Here is a 20506-nt window from a genome sequence, read left to right as displayed (position 1 = left end):
TTCGTCTTTCTTTTTATTCATTTGGTTGAGCACTTGTCTCAGACTCACTTTGCGCTTGCTTTTCTGTTGGTTTAGAAGTAGCTGTTTCACTGTCTTTCTCAGACTTAGATTGGCTGCCAGTTTCACTTGCTTTTGAACGAAGTTCTTGGTTCAAGCTAATGATTTCTTTAGCTAGAGTGAGGAGGCCTTCTTTATCACTGCTTTTGGCTGCAAGTTGATCAAAAAGGGCATCGACACGTTCAAAGTCAGCATCGGATCCTTTGTTATCCTCTAAGTACTTGTGAAGAGAGAGCAAGACATTATAGAGTTTTTGGTAGATGATCACCGTTTGTGGATCTTGTTCCGCTTCTTTTTTCTCTCGTTGGATAGTCGCTGCAATACGATTCAAGAGATCCTCAAGTTGTGTTTTAGCTTCGTCAAGGTCTGCATTTTCCTTTTCAGTAGCCGCTTTGATATTAGCTGCTTCTTCAGCTAGGGATTGTTTGACACCATCTTCTTTGACACGTGCTAGGAGTTGGGCAGCTTTAGTTAGGAGAGCATCCACTTCTTCCTTCTTAACATGGCTAACCCGCTCTTCTGGCATAAAATCACCGTAGAGTTCTTTTAAGAATTCATAGATGGCAGTCTTAGCAGTTTGACTATCTACTTTTTCCGTATCTAGAATAGTCTTACCAGCTTTTGTAGAAACTGGTTCTTCTTTGAGAGCTTCTTCTACTTCTAGCTTAGTTTGGTAAATAGTTGGGAATAGCTTGTTCAAGTCGGTTGCTTTGAGGAAAGATTGTGACTGGTAAAGTTCCCATGTCAACTTGGCAACACGGTTCCGAAGTTCTTCTCTCAAACGACCATCAGATACATGTTCATAGAAATACTTGATGTACTCTACTGTTGTAACCCCTGTTCGATCTCGGAAATCTTGCAAGGCCTGCAGTTTCGCTTCAATCGCAGCCAACTCTGTCTCATCCTGTGCTAGTTTTGCTTCCTGCAAATGTACCAAAAGATCTTTCTTAGGCAAGCCATAAGTATCTGTATCCAATGTATTGATCTTATCTACTAGGGCTTGGTACTTCTTATCTAAAGGTGAAGTTTCAACCGGTGCCACACTTTGATCCACATGGATGTATTGTTTATCAAAGAGATCCAAGGCTGCTAGATATCCAGCAGTTGAGTTTGTTGCCAGTTTTTTCATATTTTCGGTGAATTGCCCCAAAGCAAGTTCAACACGTCTCTGCATGATTGGCTGGTCTTTGTAGAGACTTCTGCTATCTGCTAACAGTTGATCCACTTTAGATAGAACTGTTTGTTCATCAAACGCTCCAGGTTGATAGGTCGATTGTAGGGCCGGAATCTTATTTTTCAAAGCTACTTCATAGCCCTTGGTTTGAACCTTGATGTAGTGATTGTGGTCTCCGTGAGGAATCACAAAACTACTATTTTCTACTTGCAAACTATAAGGAGATACCCCATCACGTAGTGCAGTCGTATACAGTTCATTTAGGAAATCCAGTTCTGGATTTCCAGTTTGGAGAGGAATACGAACATGTTCTTTTCGAACGGCATAGGGATGGATATGGGTTGGATCATAGGCTTGATCCGGATTTCCAAAGACAAAGAATCCATTTGAAATACGAATCGCTTCGAGCGGAACCCCGTAGGTCTGTGAGATATACTTGATTTTTTCTTCATCGCTAGCATCTCTTGAGAAACTTTCCACAGTCTTTGCAAGTGGTTGAACGTGCTGAGGCTGATGATTTTCTTTCAAGTGATTTTGGGCAGCTTTGATTTGGGCTGCAGTCAAGTCCTTCTTAAAGAAATAATGAGCGTGATCTCCATGAGAAACTACAAACCCTTGCTCATCTTCACTAATAACTCGGTCAGCTGCAAAACTATGATCATGTTCTTCACCGTGGTGATGGTCATGCTCCTCTCCATCATGGTCATGATCTTCATGGTTGGTATCCTGGCTTCCATGGTCACCGTCTTGGTCATAAGAATGATTTGGCTGAGCTGGATGCTCTGCTGGTTTGCTTGGATTTTCTAAAGGTGTTGGCTTCCCACTGTCGCTAGATAAAGGAATCATACGCGCAATCTTTTCTTCCAATGCAGAAAGCTTTGTATACGGAATGAAATGATAGTGATTTCCATGAGGAATCGCTACGCCACTTGGTGTTCTGCTTGCAATCTTAGCAGGGTCAAAAATCAAGCCATCTGATTCAGCATAACGTTGATTACTTGGAAGAGCATAGAGTTGCTGCAATAGACTCTGAAGGCTCTCTTCTGGTTTGCTTGGTGTTTCAGCTTCTTGACTCAGATTGCTAGTTTGACTAGTTGTGTTTGAACTCGGACGATAGTCAGTCACACTTGCTTGTTTTCTAGTTCCAGAGAGGTAGGCTTGGGCAGCAGCCAATTCGCTAGCAGACAAGGAACTCTTTGGAATGTAGTGGTAATGTCCACCGTGAGGAACGATGTAAGCATCACCAGTATCCTCTATAATATCAGTTGGATTAAAGATGTAGCCATCATCTGTAGTATAACGGCCTTGAGATTGAGCAAGTGCCACTGCACTGTTAGAAGTTGGTGCATCGTGAGTATGACCTTGTTTTTGGCGCTCAATTTCGTCCTTCGTACGAATATTATCAGCATGAGCCGCATCTTTAAGGTAAACATAATACTTACCATCCACCTTGATAATATAGCCACCCTTGATTTCGTTGACAATATCAGCGTCTTTCAGTTGATAATTGGCATCTTTCATCAACAGTTCTTCGCTGAAAATAGCGTCAAAAGGAACTTTACCATTGTAATAATGGAAATGATCACCATGTGAAGTCACATAACCTTGATCGGTGATTTTCACAACAATTTGTTCAGCCTGAATGTCTTCTTTTTTGCTAACTTGATCTGGTGTCTGATTCTCTGTTTTTTGAGTGTCTTGCTTCCCATCGACATAAGACACACGGTTATTATCTTTTTTTCCTTCTACCTGGTGTTGGTTCAATGCATAGATGCAAAGGCTTAGGGAAAGGACAAGAGCCGATCCTGCTACAATATATTTCTTCTTCATTTTTATCATCTCCTCATTTTAATTCTTCTGCAAGAACATTCATATTTTCTTCTAGATTTTCTAAGTAAGTTTTGTCATTTTCAGGATCTGCTTCTAAAGGATTGAGGGTCTTTAGGCTAACTCCTGTTGATTTGACCAAAGTCTCAGCGACTTTAGAAGAAGCATTGCTCTCAGTAAAGATGGTTTTAACCTTATAGGTCTTAACGAATTCCTGAATTTCTGTTAGTTGTCTCGGACTTGGTTCTTGTTCAGGGGAAATCCCTGCTATACCAAGTTGTTTCAAACCAAAGCGTTTAGCGAGATAAGAAAAGGCTGTGTGTTGTGTAACAAAGGTCTTTTGACTCGCTTTTTCAAAAATAGGCTGGTACTTCTTAGTCAATTCTTGGGCTTTAGCGATAAAGTTTTTAGCATTCTTTTGATACGTTTCCTTATTAGAACTATCAATCTCCGAAAGTTTGTCAGCGATAATCTGAGCTTCTTCACCTGCTTTTTCTGGATCTAACCAAGTGTGAGGGTCGTAGAGTGTTTTTTCATCAATACCGTCACCAGCTTCTACATCTTCTAAACCTGGAACACGCTCCAAGGTCATTCCTTCAGAAGCTTCTAAAACCTTAACTTTTGAGTTTTTCAAGTTAGGATCTAGACTTCCAGCCCAAGATTCGAGCGTATGAGAGTGGTAGACAAAGACATCTGCGTCATAGATAGCAGCAATGTCATTTGCTGACGGTTCAAAGGAGTGAATCCCACTACTTGACTGAATCATCCGTACATCATTCAAGTCCCCTGATACCTCTTTGACCATGGCATAGATAGGGTAAAAACTTGTTACAATCTTCATCCCTTTTGCTTCTTGTTTTTCTTTTTGGCTACATGCTCCTAAGACAAGAACCAGCAGACTTGCCACTAATAATAGAAATGTTCTTTTTTTCATCATTACTCCTTAACTAGTATTTAACCATTTAATTAACTAGTAAATAGTTTATCTTTATTTACACCATATGTCAAGATATTTTACATATTTTCATGAAAAAAATGAGAACTAGAACTTACATTCTGTTCTCATTTTCGATTTTAACTTTTCTAGTTCTCCTATCCTGTTTTTAGGATCTAGAAAATGCTTCTACCTTTACTTGCTCTCCTTTAATAAAGCCAACAACTTTTCAGCATCAGCCATAATGGTATTGTTATCCTGAGCACCAAATAGCAGGTTATTTTTTAAGCCAGTGAGAGTTTCTTTGGCATTGGACTTGATAATGGGGTCTTGGATCTTTGCAAGTAACGCTTCAGCCTCTTTCAACTTCGCTTCAACCTTTTCAGTCTCGACCTGAGGTTCTTCTGGTTCCTTTGGTGATTCTTCTTCCGGCTCCTCAGTTGGTTTTGGAGATTCTGGTTTCTCACTTTGAGGCTTCTCTTCGCGTGGCTTTTCTTCCTCAGGTTTGTCTGTCCGAGGTTTCTCCTCTGATGGTTTTTCCGTTTGATTGTTATCAGCTTGACCATTTTGGTTTCTTTGAACATGGTCACTTGCATTGCCCCAACCACTATCTGAATGCGGACGTTCGTTTGGATGTTCGACATAGTACTTGACAGTCGCAAAGAGATCTTCTAGACTATACCCCTTAGGTGCCTCATAAAGTCCTTCGTCAAACCACTCAAATTTGATGTTATGGTAATGATCATAATGAGGAATGATTAAACTACCGTTTTTAACTTCCACGGTATGTTGGAGATTGTAAGGCATACGATCAAGTGGCACCTTCTTAGCCGCTTTCACGCGATTGTAGATAGCTTCTGCTCCTTTAGCATCCGTATTTCCTGAACCCTGATGATCTGTTGAAGGAGGAGTCAAACCTTTCTCTTTAGCATAAGCCTGGGCTGCCGCTCTTTCGGCTTCAGACAAACTATCTTTCTTAATCCAATGACTGTGGGTCATATGTGGAGTTACATAGGCATCCCCCTCATCACTGGTGATATCACGAGGATCAAAGATATAGCCATCTTCTGTTGTATACTTGCCTGCCAACTTGGCTACCTGAATCTCATCATCAGTGTAGGCAATTTGCGCATTTGGTTTTCCTAGACGTTCTGGATGACGAATCGGTGCTAGAAAGGCCAAGATATCATCCACCAACTTGACTTTATCACTTGAGGCATCATTGAGACGTTCCAACAGTTTATCCAAAGTGTCAAATTCAGCTTGACGCCCTTTATTAGCAAGTAAGTCTTGATGAATTCTTGCTAGCAAGTCATAAGCCTTATTGTAAAATCCTCGATCACCAGATGGGAGGTTGGTTTTCTTAGCTCCGAGTTTATGAGACAAACTTTCTTGCTTGGCTAGTTTACTATCAATGGCTGCTGCAGTTTCTGCTGAAAGTTCCTTGGCAGGAATATAACGAGAGATTCCATTCTCCTCAAATACATAGCCATCAGCTACTTTTCGAATCACCTGTTTAACCAATTTTTCATCAATTGGATTGCTTGGAGTTGGTTGAGGAGTTGGTGCAGGTTGTGGGCTTGGACTAGGTTCCGGAGTCGGTTGTGGACTTGGTTGTTCTGGTCTTGAATCCGGCACCCTATGGCTCGAACTGTACTGTAGAGGAATAATACGAGCGATTCGTTCTTCCAATTCAGACATCTGTGTATAAGGGATGAAATGGTAATGGTTCCCATGAGGCACAGCAACTCCTCTAGCTGTTCGACTTGTAATCTGTGCTGGGTCGAAGACAAGGCCATCAGATTCTACGTGTCGTTGGCTGAGCGGCAAGGCGTAAAGTTGTTTCAGAAGGCTATCAATATCCTCATCACTTTGACTTGCTTGACTATCGTCACTACTGTTGTTAGATGTGTTCGTGTTCGTATAGCCACTGCCTTGGTTATTATAGGATGGGCTCCATCTATCTACATCGCTGCTAGCACTGTTGTTATTGGTACGGCGATAAGTAGGCGCCTTTGATTGGCCACTTCTACCAGATAGAAAGGCTTCTGCAGCAGCCAATTCGCTGGCTGATAACTCGCTCTTAGGAATGTAATGGTAATGGTCGCCATGAGGAACGATATAAGCATCACCAGTATCTTCAATGATATCGGATGCATTAAAGATGTAACCATCATCTGTGGTGTAGCGTCCCTGTGAACGTGCCAAGGCTACCGCACCATCGTTTGCTGAAGTCCCTCTTTCACGATGCTGACTATGTTCTTGTTTTTGCCGATTGATTTCTTCTTTTGTACGGACATTATCCGCATGGGATGCGTCCTTAAGGTAAACATAGTATTTTCCATCTACCTTGATAACATAACCGCCCTTGATTTCACTGACAATATCCTCGTCCTTGAGCTGGTAGTTTGGATCCTTCATCAGCAACTCTTCACTGATGATGGCATCATAAGGAACCTTACCATTGTAATAATGATAGTGGTCGCCATGTGAAGTGACATAGCCTTGGTCTGTTATCTTGATAACGATTTGCTCCGCATTGATGCCTTCTTTCTTGCTAACCTCATCAGGAGTCAGATTCTCCGTTTTTTGCGCCGCTTGTTTTCCATCTATATAGGAAACACGATTATTTTCCTTAACAGTTCTGGCTTGATACAGTCCCAACTCATAAGAACAGACACTTAAAATTAAAGCCGCCGCAGAACCAGCTAGGTATTTTTTATTAATTTTCATCGAAACTCTCTTTCTTTTTTAATATTTCTATTTGCAATTCATTTCTAAATTGCAGAAACTCCTCTCTATTGCTTAACTGGTTAATAGTTTACTCCTAAATTTGCAACTTGTCAAGAATTTTATGAACCAGTTAAGTATTTTTTTATTCTTCACCGCTACTTTCTCTAGAATGGACTTTATATAAAAAAGATTTTCTTGAAAATTCTTTAAAAAAAATCCCTGCAACTGAGTTGCAAGGACTTTTCGATTAATCAAAATTAACGTATTCTTTTTGAAGTTCAAGAACTTCTTCCATTGTTGAACATTCTGTAAGGGCACGGTTTGCGTACTCTTCCATCTTAGCTGTATCGAGTTTCTTCATCAAGCTACGTGTACGAAGGACAGATGTTGCTGACATAGAGAACTCATCCAAGCCCATTCCGACAAGAAGTGGAACAGCCTGTTGGTCACCAGCCATCTCACCACACATACCAGCCCATTTACCTTCAGCGTGAGCTGCTTTGATAACGTTGTTAATCAAACGAAGGATTGATGGGTTGTATGGTTGGTAAAGGTATGAAACTTGTTCGTTCATACGGTCTGCTGCCATTGTGTATTGGATCAAGTCGTTTGTACCAATTGAGAAGAAGTCAACTTCTTTAGCAAATTGGTCTGCAAGCATTGCTGCTGCTGGGATTTCGATCATGATACCAACTTGGATATTATCCGCAACTGCAACACCTTCAGCAAGAAGGTTTGCTTTTTCTTCATCAAAGACTGCTTTCGCTGCACGGAATTCTTTCAAGAGCGCAACCATTGGGAACATGATACGCAATTGACCGTGAACAGACGCACGAAGAAGGGCACGGATTTGTGTGCGGAACATAGCATCTCCAGTCTCAGAGATAGAGATACGAAGGGCACGGAATCCAAGGAATGGGTTCATTTCGTGAGGCATATCAAAGTAAGGAAGTTCCTTATCTCCACCGATATCCATTGTACGAACGACAACAGGTTTACCGTTCATTCCTTCAAGTACAGCCTTGTAAGCTTCGTATTGCTCGTCTTCAGTTGGGAAGTCTTGAGAATCCATGTACAAGAACTCTGTACGGTAAAGACCAACAGCTTCAGCACCGTTGTCATTGACACCTTCAACGTCTTTTGGAGTACCGATGTTGGCAGCCAATTCAAAGTGTTTGCCATCAGCAGTCACTGTTTGTGCATCTTTCAAGAGAGCCCATTCAGCTTTTTGTTTCGCATAAGCTTCACCAGCAGCCTTGAATTCAGCCGCTTGCTCATCAGTTGGATTGATAATAACCTCACCTGTGATACCGTTAACGGCAAGAATATCACCGTCTTTAACGATTTCAGTGATGTTGTTTGTTCCCAATACTGCTGCAATTTCAAGTGTACGCGCCATGATAGCAGAGTGGCTTGTACGTCCACCAATGTTGGTTACAAAAGCTTTTACAAAGTTTTTGTCCAATTGAGCTGTATCTGAAGGAGTCAAGTCATGCGCAATCACAATCACTTCTTCATTGATAGAAGCTGGGTTTGGCAATTTTTTACCAAGGAGGTTGGCCAATACACGTTTTGTCACGTCGCGGATATCCGCAGCGCGTTCTTGCATGTATGGGTTGTCTTCCATGCCTTCAAAGATAGTGATAAACATGTCTGTTACTTCTTTCAGACCTGCTTCTGCATTCACTTTCTTCGCACGGATTGTTTCCTTGATTTGGCTGATCATTTCTGGGTCAGCAAGAACCATTAAGTGAGCGTCAAAAACTTGAGCTGCTTCTTCACCGAGCGTACCTACTGCTTTCTCGCGAATAACAGAAAGCTCGTCTTGTGATGCCTGTAGAGCGGCATCAAGGCGAGCTTCTTCTGCGTTTGTATCTTCGACTGTAATAGTCTCAAATGACAAATCCGGTTGAACGAGTAGATATGCTTTTGCAACTGCAACACCGTCAGATGCTGCGATTCCTTTAAGCATTTCTGTCATTTTCCTTATGCCAATCCTTCTTTTTCCATAGTTTCAGTGATAGCAGCGATTGCGTCGTCAGCATCTGCACCTTCAGCTGAAATTGTAACGTCAGCACCTTGGCCGACACCAAGACTCATAACACCCATGATAGATTTAAGATTTACTGATTTACCTTTGTATTCAAGAGTGATATCTGAAGCAAATTTGCTAGCTGTTTGAACCAACAATGTTGCTGGACGCGCGTGAATACCTGTTTCTGCCACTACGTGGAAATCTTTAGAAGCCATAGTTTGACTCTCCTTTAGTTATTTCTTTTTTGAGTTATATGTGATAACCCTTACAAGACTGTATTATATCACCTTCTAGATAATTTTTCAAGTATTTTATGGACTTTTACTGAAAATGAAATTACTTCTTTTTCTATTAAATGAGCACTCTAGTAACTAAATAGCATATCTAAACACTAATTGTTCAAAGAATGTCATCATCAAAATTCAATTTTCAAAGCTATTTTCCCTTAATACCAATCAGAGGACAATCCTAGTAAATAATGAAATAATACTATTTAACTATAATTAATATAACTCAGTAAATCCATTATTTGAAAAGACTTCATCAAATCCTGAAATTCTAAAACCTACTCTTACCATCAACAGTAGAGAATTTATCCAATTTGCTACTTAAAGTAAAATAAGTTTGTAGCCCCTAACAGTAAAAAGGTAGATATATCTAAGTGGTATAAGTAGAACTAAAACTTTGATTGATTCCATTCAAATAAAGTATCCAACCAATCAAAAACGACATTATGGGCGAGTCTTAGATTATTGACTTGGCAATGAGCGTCCGCACCACTTTCCGCCTCAAATACTTGAAGTTTAGTTTGTTGATTTTTAGATTTAAGTTCCTCATAAATCACCTTAGTTTGATGCTGCAGTTCAGCACCCTCACCCTTTCCCATGATAAAAAGGCATGGGCATTGAATTTTTTGGTAATCCACAATCTTTGCATGGTTAAATACATCATCAATAGCACTCTTAAAATCAGAAGTACCAAACTGCCATGCATACTTTTTAAGATTTAAATTTGCTGATTCATTCCAATTTCCAGCTAATTTTAAAATGGCATTTATTAACCAACTAGGTGCTTTCAAACTTGATCCAAATTCTTTTCTGAAAAGTTCTGCAACGTCGTAAATAGGGGTACTAGCAATCCAAGCATGAATTCTTGGATCCTTTTCGACAGCTTGTGCAGTAAAATATCCCCCTCCGCTGACACCATAAATAGCTAAATAATTTAGTTTAGGATTTCTATTTTCCAACCAGTCTATGCATAATGAAATTGGAATAGAAGCATCCACATCAAAGACCAGCCCTCTACTAGGATTGCTCCCTTGACCAGGAAGATCAACCATTAAAACATTATAATTTCGTATCCATCCAGGATATCCTGCAAAGTAAAATAAATCTTCGCGATAAGTATCACCTCCACCAATCATGATTATCGTTGGGCAATTATCGTCGCTATGAAGATAATAACCAGGCAAGTAAGAACCCTGATAGGGAATAGTTAATTTTTCAATCGGTGCACCTAGTGAATGAATTGCACTAGAAAACACCTTCTCCATTTGACGAACGGTCGGTAAATACTCTTCAGAAAATGGATCGGTAAATTGGATTGCCGAGCGAAGTGAGTAGGTCTGTGCAAGATAATACTGCGCCTTTGTTTGTTCACTCAATCCTGAATTACTTGCTTCTTGTTCAAGGTAGTTTACATGCGATAAAAATACATTTTTCCAGTCATCAGGCTTTGGTGAGTTCCCCAATCTTTGAGCAAGATAATAAAGCTCTCCATGAGAGAAACCAAAAATTTCACCGATTCCTAACAACCAATTGAAGAAAAAATCCGTATCACCATTCTTAAAAAATATTTGAGTCGATTGCCGTTTTAAAATAACATCATTTTCTTTCACCACGCGCCTCCTAATTCTGTGTTCTTTCATTCATTTAATCTAATTATAATCTGATAACATTCTCTATCAAACAAAAGCATTCAGATATCCATTTTTTAATCTTATAATCACAGATAGTGTATCACATAAAATGAACTTTTTCAAACATTGTATTTATATACTCCTTATGAAAGGATACGAAACTCATAAGTATCCTATATAAAATTAACCAATGATCCATTTTTATGAATACATCATAATCTGTCATTTCCACTTTGGTTATATTTTAGATATTCTAATACAAAATATTGGGACATCTTGTGTAGAAAATTTCTTTTTTTCGTAAATATTACAGTTTCTATTTTATTAAAGTATTGTCTCAGCTAGACTTATTCCTGTTCTTACGATTTTTGCTATTTTCTTCGTTTTCCTTTCTGATAACTTGCTGAAAATCTTCTATTTATCTTACCAATATACAGTATATAGTTTTTTTGTTTTGATAAACTTTGATAGTTCAATGAAAACCCAATTTTACACTCTGACAAAACACTATATCTTGTGCTTTGTTTTTGAAACTGTAACTTTTTAGCACAAGATTTAGTTTAAAAAGTTTGACAAAGTTTTTTTTTCTGATATACTAAGAAAGTAATCTATTTTGAAAGAGGAGTTACGAAAATGGTAACCGTTTATTCTAAAAACAACTGTGTCCAATGTAAGATGACCAAGCGTTTCTTGGACAGCAACAATGTCGCTTATCGTGAGATCAATCTCGACGAGCAACCAGAGTACATCGATCAAGTTAAAGAGCTCGGTTTCAGCGCAGCTCCTGTTATCCAAACACCAACTGAAGTCTTTTCAGGCTTCCAACCAGGAAAACTGAAACAATTAGCATAATCTTAGTACATCATCCAGAAGAGATTGCTTCTAGGGCTAACTTAGAGGCCTTTCTTTTGTAATTAGATAAAGGAAATTTTATGGGATTAAAACATCTTGAGGACGTAACTTACTTCCGTCTCAATAACGAAATCAACCGTCCTGTCAATGGACAAATCATGCTTCATAAAGATAAGGAAGCCTTGGATGCCTTCTTTAAAGAAAATGTAGTTCCAAATACCATGGTTTTTGATTCAATTACTGATAAAATCAACTACCTTATTGAACATAACTACATCGAAACTGCATTTCTCAAGAAATACCGTCCAGAGTTTTTGGAAGAATTGCATCAATTTATCAAGGACCAAAACTTCCAATTCAAATCATTCATGGCTGCCTATAAGTTTTACAACCAGTATGCCTTGAAGACTAATGACGGTGAATATTACCTTGAAAGTATGGAAGACCGTGTCTTCTTTAACGCGCTTTATTTTGCTGACGGGGATGAAGCGATTGCGACTGATATTGCCAATGAAATCATCCACCAACGCTATCAACCAGCTACTCCTTCCTTCTTGAATGCTGGTCGTGCTCGTCGTGGAGAGTTGGTATCTTGTTTCTTGATTCAAGTAACTGATGACATGAACTCTATCGGACGTTCCATCAACTCAGCTCTCCAACTTTCACGTATCGGTGGTGGTGTGGGAATTTCCCTCAGCAACCTTCGTGAAGCCGGAGCTCCTATCAAAGGTTATGAAGGTGCTGCTTCTGGTGTCGTACCAGTTATGAAACTCTTCGAAGACAGCTTCTCTTACTCAAACCAACTCGGACAACGTCAAGGTGCTGGAGTTGTTTACCTCAACGTCTTTCACCCAGATATCATCGCTTTCCTTTCCACTAAGAAAGAAAATGCCGATGAAAAAGTTCGTGTAAAGACCCTTTCACTCGGTGTTGTAGTACCCGATAAATTCTATGAATTAGCTCGTAAAAATGAAGAAATGTATCTCTTCAGCCCATATTCTGTTGAGCTTGAATACGGTGTACCATTCAACTACATCGATATCACTGAAAAATATGATGAATTAGTAGCAAATCCAAATATCCGCAAGACAAAAATCAAGGCGCGTGATTTGGAAACGGAAATCTCTAAATTGCAACAAGAATCTGGCTATCCATATGTAGTCAACATCGATACGGCTAACCGTGCGAATCCTGTTTATGGAAAGATTATCATGAGTAACTTGTGTTCTGAGATTCTTCAAGTTCAAGAACCAAGTTTGATCAACGATGCTCAAGAATTCCTTCAAATGGGAACGGACGTTTCATGTAACCTTGGTTCAACCAACGTGGTCAACATGATGACCTCACCTGACTTTGGTCGTTCTATCCGTGCTATGGTTCGTGCCCTTACTTTCGTTACAGATAGTTCACATATCGTAGCTGTCCCTACTATCGACCACGGAAACAGTTTAGCTCACACCTTTGGTCTTGGTGCCATGGGGCTTCATAGCTACCTTGCCCAACAACTGATTGAGTACGGATCACCTGAGTCAATTGAATTTACAAGCATCTACTTTATGCTTATGAACTACTGGACCTTAGTGGAGTCAAACAATATCGCTCGCGAACGTGGTATTACCTTCCACAACTTTGAAAAATCAGACTATGCTAACGGTAGCTACTTTGACAAGTATGTGACAGGCGAGTTTGTTCCAAAATCAGACCGTGTTAAAGAACTCTTTAAAGATGTCTTTATCCCAAGTGCTGCTGACTGGGCTGAACTTCGCGAAAAGGTTCAAGCAGATGGTCTTTATCACCAAAACCGTCTAGCTGTTGCTCCAAATGGTTCTATCAGCTACATCAACGATGTTTCTGCTTCTATCCACCCGATTACGCAACGCATTGAAGAACGTCAAGAAAAGAAAATCGGTAAGATCTACTACCCAGCTGCAGGTTTGTCAACAGATACTATCCCTTACTACACTTCTGCTTACGACATGGATATGCGTAAGGTGATTGATGTTTACGCTGCTGCAACAGAACACGTGGACCAAGGGCTTTCACTCACCCTCTTCATGCGTAGCGACATTCCAAAAGGTCTTTACGAATGGAAAAAAGAAAACAAACAAACGACACGTGATTTGTCTATTCTTCGTAACTATGCCTTTAACAAGGGAATCAAGTCCATTTACTACGTCCGTACCTTTACAGACGACGGTGGGGAAGTTGGTGCTAACCAATGTGAAAGCTGTGTGATTTAATGGAAAAAATTTTTACTACTTGTTTAAATAGTAAATGGGGGCCAATTTACGTTATACTTTTTCTTGGCCCTATGACATTTATTGCTTACTCCGCAATAAAAAAATATGATACCATTGAAATAGGTCCTATAAAACTAAGCAAGGCTGCATAATAATTACTATTACATTGGAGAAATACACCTTATGGAAACTTACTACAAAGCCATTAACTGGAATGCCATCGAAGATGTCATCGACAAATCAACTTGGGAAAAGCTGACAGAGCAATTCTGGCTCGATACGCGTATCCCCTTGTCAAATGACCTAGACGACTGGAGAAAACTATCAAACAAAGAAAAAGACTTGGTTGGAAAAGTCTTTGGTGGTTTGACCCTTTTGGATACCATGCAATCTGAAACAGGGGTTCAGGCGCTTCGCTCAGACATCCGTACACCGCATGAAGAAGCTGTTTTTAACAACATCCAATTTATGGAATCTGTCCACGCAAAATCTTACTCTTCTATCTTTTCAACCTTGAACACCAAGGCCGAAATCGAAGAAATCTTTGAATGGACCAACACTAACCCCTACCTACAAAGAAAAGCGGAAATTATCAATGAAATCTACCTCAATGGTAGCCCACTTGAAAAGAAAGTTGCCAGTGTTTTCCTTGAAACTTTCCTCTTCTACTCTGGTTTCTTTACACCGCTTTACTATCTTGGTAACAACAAACTAGCCAATGTTGCAGAAATCATCAAACTGATCATTCGTGATGAGTCTGTTCACGGAACTTACATTGGTTACAAATTCCAACTTGGTTTCAATGAATTACCTGAAGAAGAGCAAGAAAAGCTCAAAGAGTGGATGTACGACCTGCTCTATACCCTCTATGAGAACGAAGAAGGTTATACAGAAAGTCTCTATGACGGTGTTGGTTGGACCGAAGAAGTTAAAACCTTCCTTCGTTACAATGCCAATAAGGCTCTTATGAACCTAGGACAAGATCCACTCTTCCCAGATTCAGCTGATGATGTCAACCCAATCGTTATGAACGGTATTTCAACAGGAACTTCTAACCACGACTTCTTCTCTCAAGTCGGAAATGGTTACCTCCTTGGTGAAGTTGAAGCCATGCAAGACGAGGACTACAACTACGGTTTAGACTAATTTGGCCGATCATTCAAAATATCATGGTTTGTTTAAAACAACCATGATATTTTTGTTTTTTGTTTTATTTTGTTTTTTTCTATTTGATTAATTGAGCGTTTTATGGTAAGATAATAATAGTAGAAATCGAGGTGATAAGGATGCTAAAGCAAGAAAAACTAGATAGTATTCTAGAAGCAGTAAACACAAAAGGCACTATTACTGTAAAAGAGATTATGGAGAGTCTTGATGTGTCAGATATGACAGCTCGCCGCTACTTACAAGAATTGGCAGATAAAGATTTGCTGGTTCGTGTGCATGGTGGCGCTGAAAAACTTCGTACAGGTTCTCTCTTAAACAACGAACGCTCAAACGTTGAAAAACAAGGCTTGCAGATTGCTGAAAAACAAGAAATTAGCCGTTTTGCAGGTCATTTGATTGACGAAGGTGAAACCATTTTTATCGGGCCAGGAACAACCTTAGAATGTTTTGCTCGTGAACTCCCAATTGATAATATTCGTGTTGTAACAAACAGTCTTCCAGTTTTTCTCATCCTAAACGAACGAAAACTAACAGATTTGATTTTGATTGGTGGAAACTATCGCTCCATCACTGGTGCTTTTGTAGGGACACTTACCTTACAGGATTTGACCAACCTTCAGTTTTCTAAAGCTTTTGTAAGTTGTAATGGTATTAAGGATAAGGCAATTGCTACTTTCAGCGAGGAAGAGGGCGAGGTACAACGAATCGCCTTGAACAATGCCAATAAAAAATACTTACTGGCAGACCACAGTAAGTTTAATAAGTTTGATTTTTACACTTTCTACAATATCTCAGAGATTGATACCATCGTTTCAGATTCCAAACTGAGTCAGGAGACATTTGAAGAGCTGTCGAAACAAACAACCATTCTTTTATCAAAACCATAAAAATTCCCCTGCCTTTGTAGCGGGGAATTTTTGTTCAATTTTAATCAATAAGTTGGGTCTCAGCTAGTTTCTTGTACCAGTGAGCTGATTTCTTTGGATAACGCTCCTGGGTTTCAAAATCAACATAGAAGAGGCCATAACGCTTTTCATAGCCATTTGACCAAGAAAAGACATCCATCAGCGACCAGATAAAGTATCCTTTGACATTGGCTCCATCAGAGATTGCAGATGCAATCACTTCCATATGTTTCTTAACATAATCAATCCGCCCATCATCGTAGACTGTCCCATCCACAAACTCATCTTTGTATCCGAGACCATTCTCAGTGATGTAGATTTTTTTGTAATTAGGATAATCTTTCTTCACGCGCATGATTTGGTCATACAAACCTTGAGGGTAGATAATCCAATCCCAATCGGTACGTGGGACATAATCAGGAGCTACACGACGACCAACTCCCTTAATCTGATACTTAGAGCTTCCTTTTTCACCTTTTCCATTGTGGATGATTTCCGTCTCTCCATCAAAGGCTTGCATCCAATCACTCATATAGTAGTTAATTCCTAGGAAGTCGTTCAAGTCTTTTGCAGCTTCTAGGACTGCGAAGTCTTCTTCACGCAAATCTAAGCTTCCACCATTGACTGCTAAGATATGGTTGACACCTTCCATGGTTTCTTCGGAATATCGTCCTAGATAAGTTGCATCCAAAATAAATTTATTGTGAATGATATCTTCTAACTCAGCCGCTCGAACATCTGCTGGATTATCTGGATCCAGAGGATACTTAGTAGGCAGGGCATGAACCACACCAATTTCACCTTTATAACCTTTACCTTTATATAGCTTGACTGCACGCGCATGCGACACCATCATATTGTGATGAGATTGGAATACTTTAGCAAGGTCGTACTGAATACCTGGAGGGAATTTCCCAACCAAGTATTGACCATCACCAATTGGCCCAATTTCATTAAAGGTTGTCCAATAGTTTACTTCTGGGAATTCTTCAAAACAGAAAGCCGCGTAGTCTACAAAGTGTTCAATGTTTTCACGGTTTAAGAAGTCTCCATTTGAATGTAGAGCTTCTGGCGTATCAAAGTGATGAAGAGTTACGAAGGGCTCAACATGCCTCTTGTGGCACTCTGCAAATAGATTATGATAGAACTCAACTCCCTTGGCATTGACTTTCCCGTAACCAGTTGGAAAGATACGTGACCAAGCGATTGAAATACGGATACCATTGACACCATACTCTTCTGCTAGTTTGAGGTCAACTGGGTATTTGTGGTAGAAATCACTGGCTGGCTCAGCAGTGTACCAGTAGTTATCTTTGAGGTATTTGTCCCAGGCAACTGGTCCTTTACCATCAGTATTGGTAGCACCTTCTGCTTGATAGGCTGCTGTTGCCCCGCCAAAAATAAAGTCTTTTGGAAGTGTTTTTGTCATTTGATTCACCTTTCAAGAAATAGAAATGAGATGGAGATAGAGTTGGGAGGAATTCCTCCATCTCACTTCTTCGCTATTTACATTTTATTCTTCGAACTGCGCTTGAACAAAGGCAAGAGCGCCTTTTCCATCGCGAGTCAATTTAATGTATTGGCCACCTTCTGTCTTAGCAAGTTTGATACCAAGTTTGTCGGTTTCGGCCTTCATGTCTTCAAAGTTTGAAGCAACTTGAGGAGCAAGGATAACCAGATCAAACTCAGGCAACATTTCACGGTGAGCACCATAGCCACCAGCTGCTGCTTTAACAGGAACCTTGTACTCTGCAGCTGCCTTGTTTAGAGCATTTGCAAGGAGGCCACTTGTTCCTCCGCCTGCACAAAGAACGAGAACATTAGTTTCTTCAGTGATTGTGTTTTGCGCTGCTTCTACACCTGCTTTTTCAAGAATCGCATCTGCTTTGGCAGTATTGAAGTTTGCAGCTACTTTTTCTTTTAATTCATCATTGGCTTTACCAGAACGTTCTTCTTCTAGAATTTGTTCATCATAAACCTTGAGGAATGGATAGTAAATGGCTACGTCTACAAGAATTAACAAAGCAGCAAGTACAAATGACAAGAATTGGAAGTTTGTACCGAGAACAATACCGAGCGGACCTGGTGTTGTCCAAGGAAGGTTGGCTGTAAATGAGTTCATGCCAAGCGTTTCAATGAAGAATTTAAAGATCCATACGTTGGCAATTGGCGCAAAGATAAATGGAATAAAGAAAATTGGGTTCAAGACAAGTGGTGCACCAAACAGGATTGGTTCGTTTACACCAAAGAAAGTTGGAACTACTGAAGCACGTCCGATTGCACGGTTACGTTTTGATTTTGTTAACCACATGAACATGAATGGAACAACCAGTGTCGCACCAGTACCACCCATGGTAACGATAAACATTTGTGTACCAGAAGTAAGAATCTTATCTGCATGCATCCCTTGTTGGAGAAGGTTCAAGTTGACCTCAGCATTTGCATAGGTAATAGCTGCGATTGCAGGTTCGACGATTGAAGGACCGTGGATACCAACAAACCAGAAGAAGGCAAAGGCCCCAAAGATAATGGTAATACCTAGATAACCATCAGCAGCAGAGAATAATGGTGCAAAGAATTTTCCAATTGATTCAGCTACGCTTGCACCAACAAAATGACGAGCTAGTAAATCAAGAGCATAAAGAGAAACCACTGATAGAGTGAATGGAATCACATCTTTAAATACTTGTGAGATATTTGGTGGAACTTCGTCAGGCATACGAATAGTGACGTTGTTCTTAACACAAACCTTATAGATGGCTACAGTAACAAAGGCAGCAAGGAAGGCTGAAAGCAACCCTTTTGTCCCCAAGAATCCAGTAGCTAGGCCATTTTCGATAGGATCAGCTGCCAACATCAACAAACCAACAATTGCTGCCAACAATGTTGACATATAGTTGATTTGATTGGTTTTCTCCATGCTACGGTTTACTGAGTCGGTCAATGACTTAGCTGTTGTACCAGCTACCAAGAGAGCTAGAATCCCCATTGAATAGCTATAAGGTTTCATAAGGAGATTAACAACATCATCAGACCATTTAAAGCCCCATGAGTTTGGTACAAAAGCAATCAAGATAAAGATACTTGAGAAGAGAATAACGGGCATACCAGCAATGAAACCATCACGAATAGCACGAAGATAGATATTACGAGACAGTTTTTCAAAGAAAGGCTTCCCTTTCTCGATAAATGAAATTAGTTTGTTCATTACTTAACTCCTCTCTTATAGAGTTCGATTAAATGGTGCATCAAATCTTTGAGCAAGATAGTTGTCATCAAGTGGTCTTGGCCATGCATCATGGTTACACTATAAGCTAAGTCCTCACCAGCTGCTTCCTTAGTCAATAGACTTGTTTGCGCGTGGTGTGCCTCAGCGATGCAACCACCTGCTTCCTCCACGAGAGTATCCGCTTTCGCGAAATCACCAGCTTCAGCAGCCTTCAAGGCTTCCAATAGTTTTGATCGAGCATCGCCAGCATAGGCAACAATTTCAAAACCTAACAATGTTACTTCTTCTCTATTCATGATAGAATTCTCCTTATGTATTTTTAATTAAATTTTTATGACAATAAACGTTGGATATGTAGAACTAGATAAACTCGTTCACTTTTATACAAATCAAGACCCGTATATTGCGTAATCACATCATAGATCTTGGAACCAATCTCGAACGCTTTTGGATAGGATTGTTTAATATGATCTTCCATATCCAGAAGTGATTGGTTATCATCTCTAGATCTGTCTAAATAATCCAAGAAATAATTCAAATGAATCATAAAACGATCATAGAAATGATTATTCTCTTTGGTTCGTTGAATTGCATAACCCTTTAGCACTTCTTCGACATTCCTGAGAATTTCTTTCCTCTTATCAATCGACTCAACCACTTGAACTTCATTCTCCCCTTCGGCATTGATGAAATGATAAGCGATCCGAATAATTTCATCCTCAGGGAAATGATCTGTCAACTTCTGACGATAGATTTCAAAGGCTTCCTTTGCGATTTGAAAAGCGACAGGATACTTAGTGGAAATATCTGGCAGATTACTATCCTTGTACCTTCCTTGTGTTAGAGCTTGATAAGAACAGTAAATATGATCTGTCAAGGTCACATAGAGATACTCTTGAATCGGATAATGATATTTCTTTGATAGCTTATCAATAAGCTCATAGGTCACTGTGATAAAATCAAGCGGAACATCTTTGAGCAGAGACATAAAGTTTTCCCTGGACTCTTCTGTCTTCATCCGAAAGATTTTCTCAACTTGTTCTTCAGCAATCAAATCCCCCTTCTTTTTCCCAAATGCAATCCCCTTACCAATCACAATCACCTCTTCTCCTTTGTCATTTCTGACAAGCGAGACATTGTGATTCATTGGGTTTAGAATTCGATACATGTCAACCTCCTTTTATATCTTAAAGGTATATGAGTACAAAAAATGACCACAAATGAACTAGAAAATCCTTTGATTTCTAATCCACCTGTGATCATGCCTAATATTACTTAGTAACACTCACCTTGTATTAACTTGTGATTTAAGTATAGCACAAGTAAGTTTTTTTGTAAACCTTTACATTCAACTTTTTTTAAAATTTTTATTTAGATCAATGTTCCTAAGATTAGGGGGAAAACTTATACACGTTCAGTCCATGAAGTCGCTGTT

14 protein-coding genes are annotated in these 20506 nt (G+C 39.6%); 4 read left to right on the top strand and 10 right to left on the bottom strand.

Going from position 1 to position 20506, the window contains the following annotated elements:
- Positions 1-13 precede the first annotated feature (13 nt).
- The 6 genes from HMPREF2991_RS03440 to HMPREF2991_RS03410 all read right to left on the bottom strand — a co-directional run bounded on the left by HMPREF2991_RS03440 (position 14) and on the right by HMPREF2991_RS03410 (position 10657).
- Positions 14-3061: a pneumococcal-type histidine triad protein gene (locus tag HMPREF2991_RS03440; protein ID WP_070567871.1), complete on the bottom strand. Its 3048-nt coding sequence runs from the start codon at positions 3059-3061 to the stop codon at positions 14-16.
- A gap of 13 nt (positions 3062-3074) precedes the next feature.
- A complete protein-coding gene (locus HMPREF2991_RS03435) occupies positions 3075-3992 on the bottom strand; it encodes a metal ABC transporter solute-binding protein, Zn/Mn family (RefSeq protein ID WP_070567869.1) in 918 nt (305 codons plus the stop codon).
- Between the two features lie 195 nt (positions 3993-4187).
- Positions 4188-6725 (bottom strand): pneumococcal-type histidine triad protein, encoded by a 2538-nt coding sequence (locus tag HMPREF2991_RS03430; RefSeq protein ID WP_070683564.1) that lies wholly within the window; start codon positions 6723-6725, stop codon positions 4188-4190.
- A gap of 247 nt (positions 6726-6972) precedes the next feature.
- Complete coding sequence (gene ptsP / locus HMPREF2991_RS03420) at positions 6973-8706, bottom strand: phosphoenolpyruvate--protein phosphotransferase (protein WP_041170815.1); 1734 nt, start codon at positions 8704-8706, stop codon at positions 6973-6975.
- Between the two features lie 5 nt (positions 8707-8711).
- Entirely contained in the window at positions 8712-8975 is a 264-nt protein-coding gene (locus HMPREF2991_RS03415; protein WP_000146948.1) for a phosphocarrier protein HPr, read from the bottom strand.
- A gap of 461 nt (positions 8976-9436) precedes the next feature.
- Positions 9437-10657 carry an alpha/beta hydrolase family protein gene (locus HMPREF2991_RS03410; protein WP_000661899.1) on the bottom strand — a complete coding sequence of 407 codons (1221 nt, stop codon included), beginning with the start codon at positions 10655-10657 and terminating at the stop codon, positions 9437-9439.
- Positions 10658-11311: 654 nt separating this feature from the next.
- On the opposite strand from HMPREF2991_RS03410, the gene nrdH reads away from it, so the two are divergent.
- From nrdH to HMPREF2991_RS03390, 4 genes are all read left to right on the top strand, one after another.
- Positions 11312-11530, top strand: a complete 219-nt coding sequence (nrdH, locus tag HMPREF2991_RS03405) for a glutaredoxin-like protein NrdH (protein ID WP_000259240.1) — start codon at positions 11312-11314, stop codon at positions 11528-11530.
- An 80-nt stretch (positions 11531-11610) separates the two neighbouring features.
- Positions 11611-13770, top strand: coding sequence for a class 1b ribonucleoside-diphosphate reductase subunit alpha (gene nrdE, locus HMPREF2991_RS03400; protein WP_070683562.1), 2160 nt, complete (start codon positions 11611-11613; stop codon positions 13768-13770).
- 183 nt (positions 13771-13953) lie between these two features.
- On the top strand, positions 13954-14916 hold the full coding sequence (gene nrdF, locus HMPREF2991_RS03395; protein WP_000451378.1) for a class 1b ribonucleoside-diphosphate reductase subunit beta: 963 nt from the start codon (positions 13954-13956) through the stop codon (positions 14914-14916).
- Positions 14917-15056: 140 nt separating this feature from the next.
- Positions 15057-15824, top strand: coding sequence for a DeoR/GlpR family DNA-binding transcription regulator (locus tag HMPREF2991_RS03390; RefSeq protein WP_070683560.1), 768 nt, complete (start codon positions 15057-15059; stop codon positions 15822-15824).
- A gap of 40 nt (positions 15825-15864) precedes the next feature.
- Here HMPREF2991_RS03390 and lacG read toward each other — a convergent pair whose 3' ends face one another.
- The 4 genes from lacG to HMPREF2991_RS03370 all read right to left on the bottom strand — a co-directional run bounded on the left by lacG (position 15865) and on the right by HMPREF2991_RS03370 (position 20239).
- Positions 15865-17271, bottom strand: coding sequence for a 6-phospho-beta-galactosidase (gene lacG / locus HMPREF2991_RS03385; protein ID WP_070683558.1), 1407 nt, complete (start codon positions 17269-17271; stop codon positions 15865-15867).
- A gap of 84 nt (positions 17272-17355) precedes the next feature.
- Positions 17356-19050: a lactose-specific PTS transporter subunit EIIC gene (locus HMPREF2991_RS03380; protein ID WP_070567861.1), complete on the bottom strand. Its 1695-nt coding sequence runs from the start codon at positions 19048-19050 to the stop codon at positions 17356-17358.
- On the bottom strand, positions 19050-19367 hold the full coding sequence (locus tag HMPREF2991_RS03375) for a PTS lactose/cellobiose transporter subunit IIA (protein WP_001078327.1): 318 nt from the start codon (positions 19365-19367) through the stop codon (positions 19050-19052). Before HMPREF2991_RS03375 ends, HMPREF2991_RS03380 begins: the two co-directional genes overlap by 1 nt.
- A 35-nt stretch (positions 19368-19402) precedes the next feature.
- A complete protein-coding gene (locus HMPREF2991_RS03370; protein ID WP_070567860.1) occupies positions 19403-20239 on the bottom strand; it encodes a PRD domain-containing protein in 837 nt (278 codons plus the stop codon).
- Between the last annotated feature and the right edge of the window lie 267 nt (positions 20240-20506).

The sequence above is a fragment of the Streptococcus sp. HMSC072D07 genome (assembly GCF_001814835.1).
Lineage (GTDB): Bacteria > Bacillota > Bacilli > Lactobacillales > Streptococcaceae > Streptococcus.
Note: the sequence above shows the minus strand (reverse complement) of the source record. Positions and strands in the feature narration are given on the sequence as shown.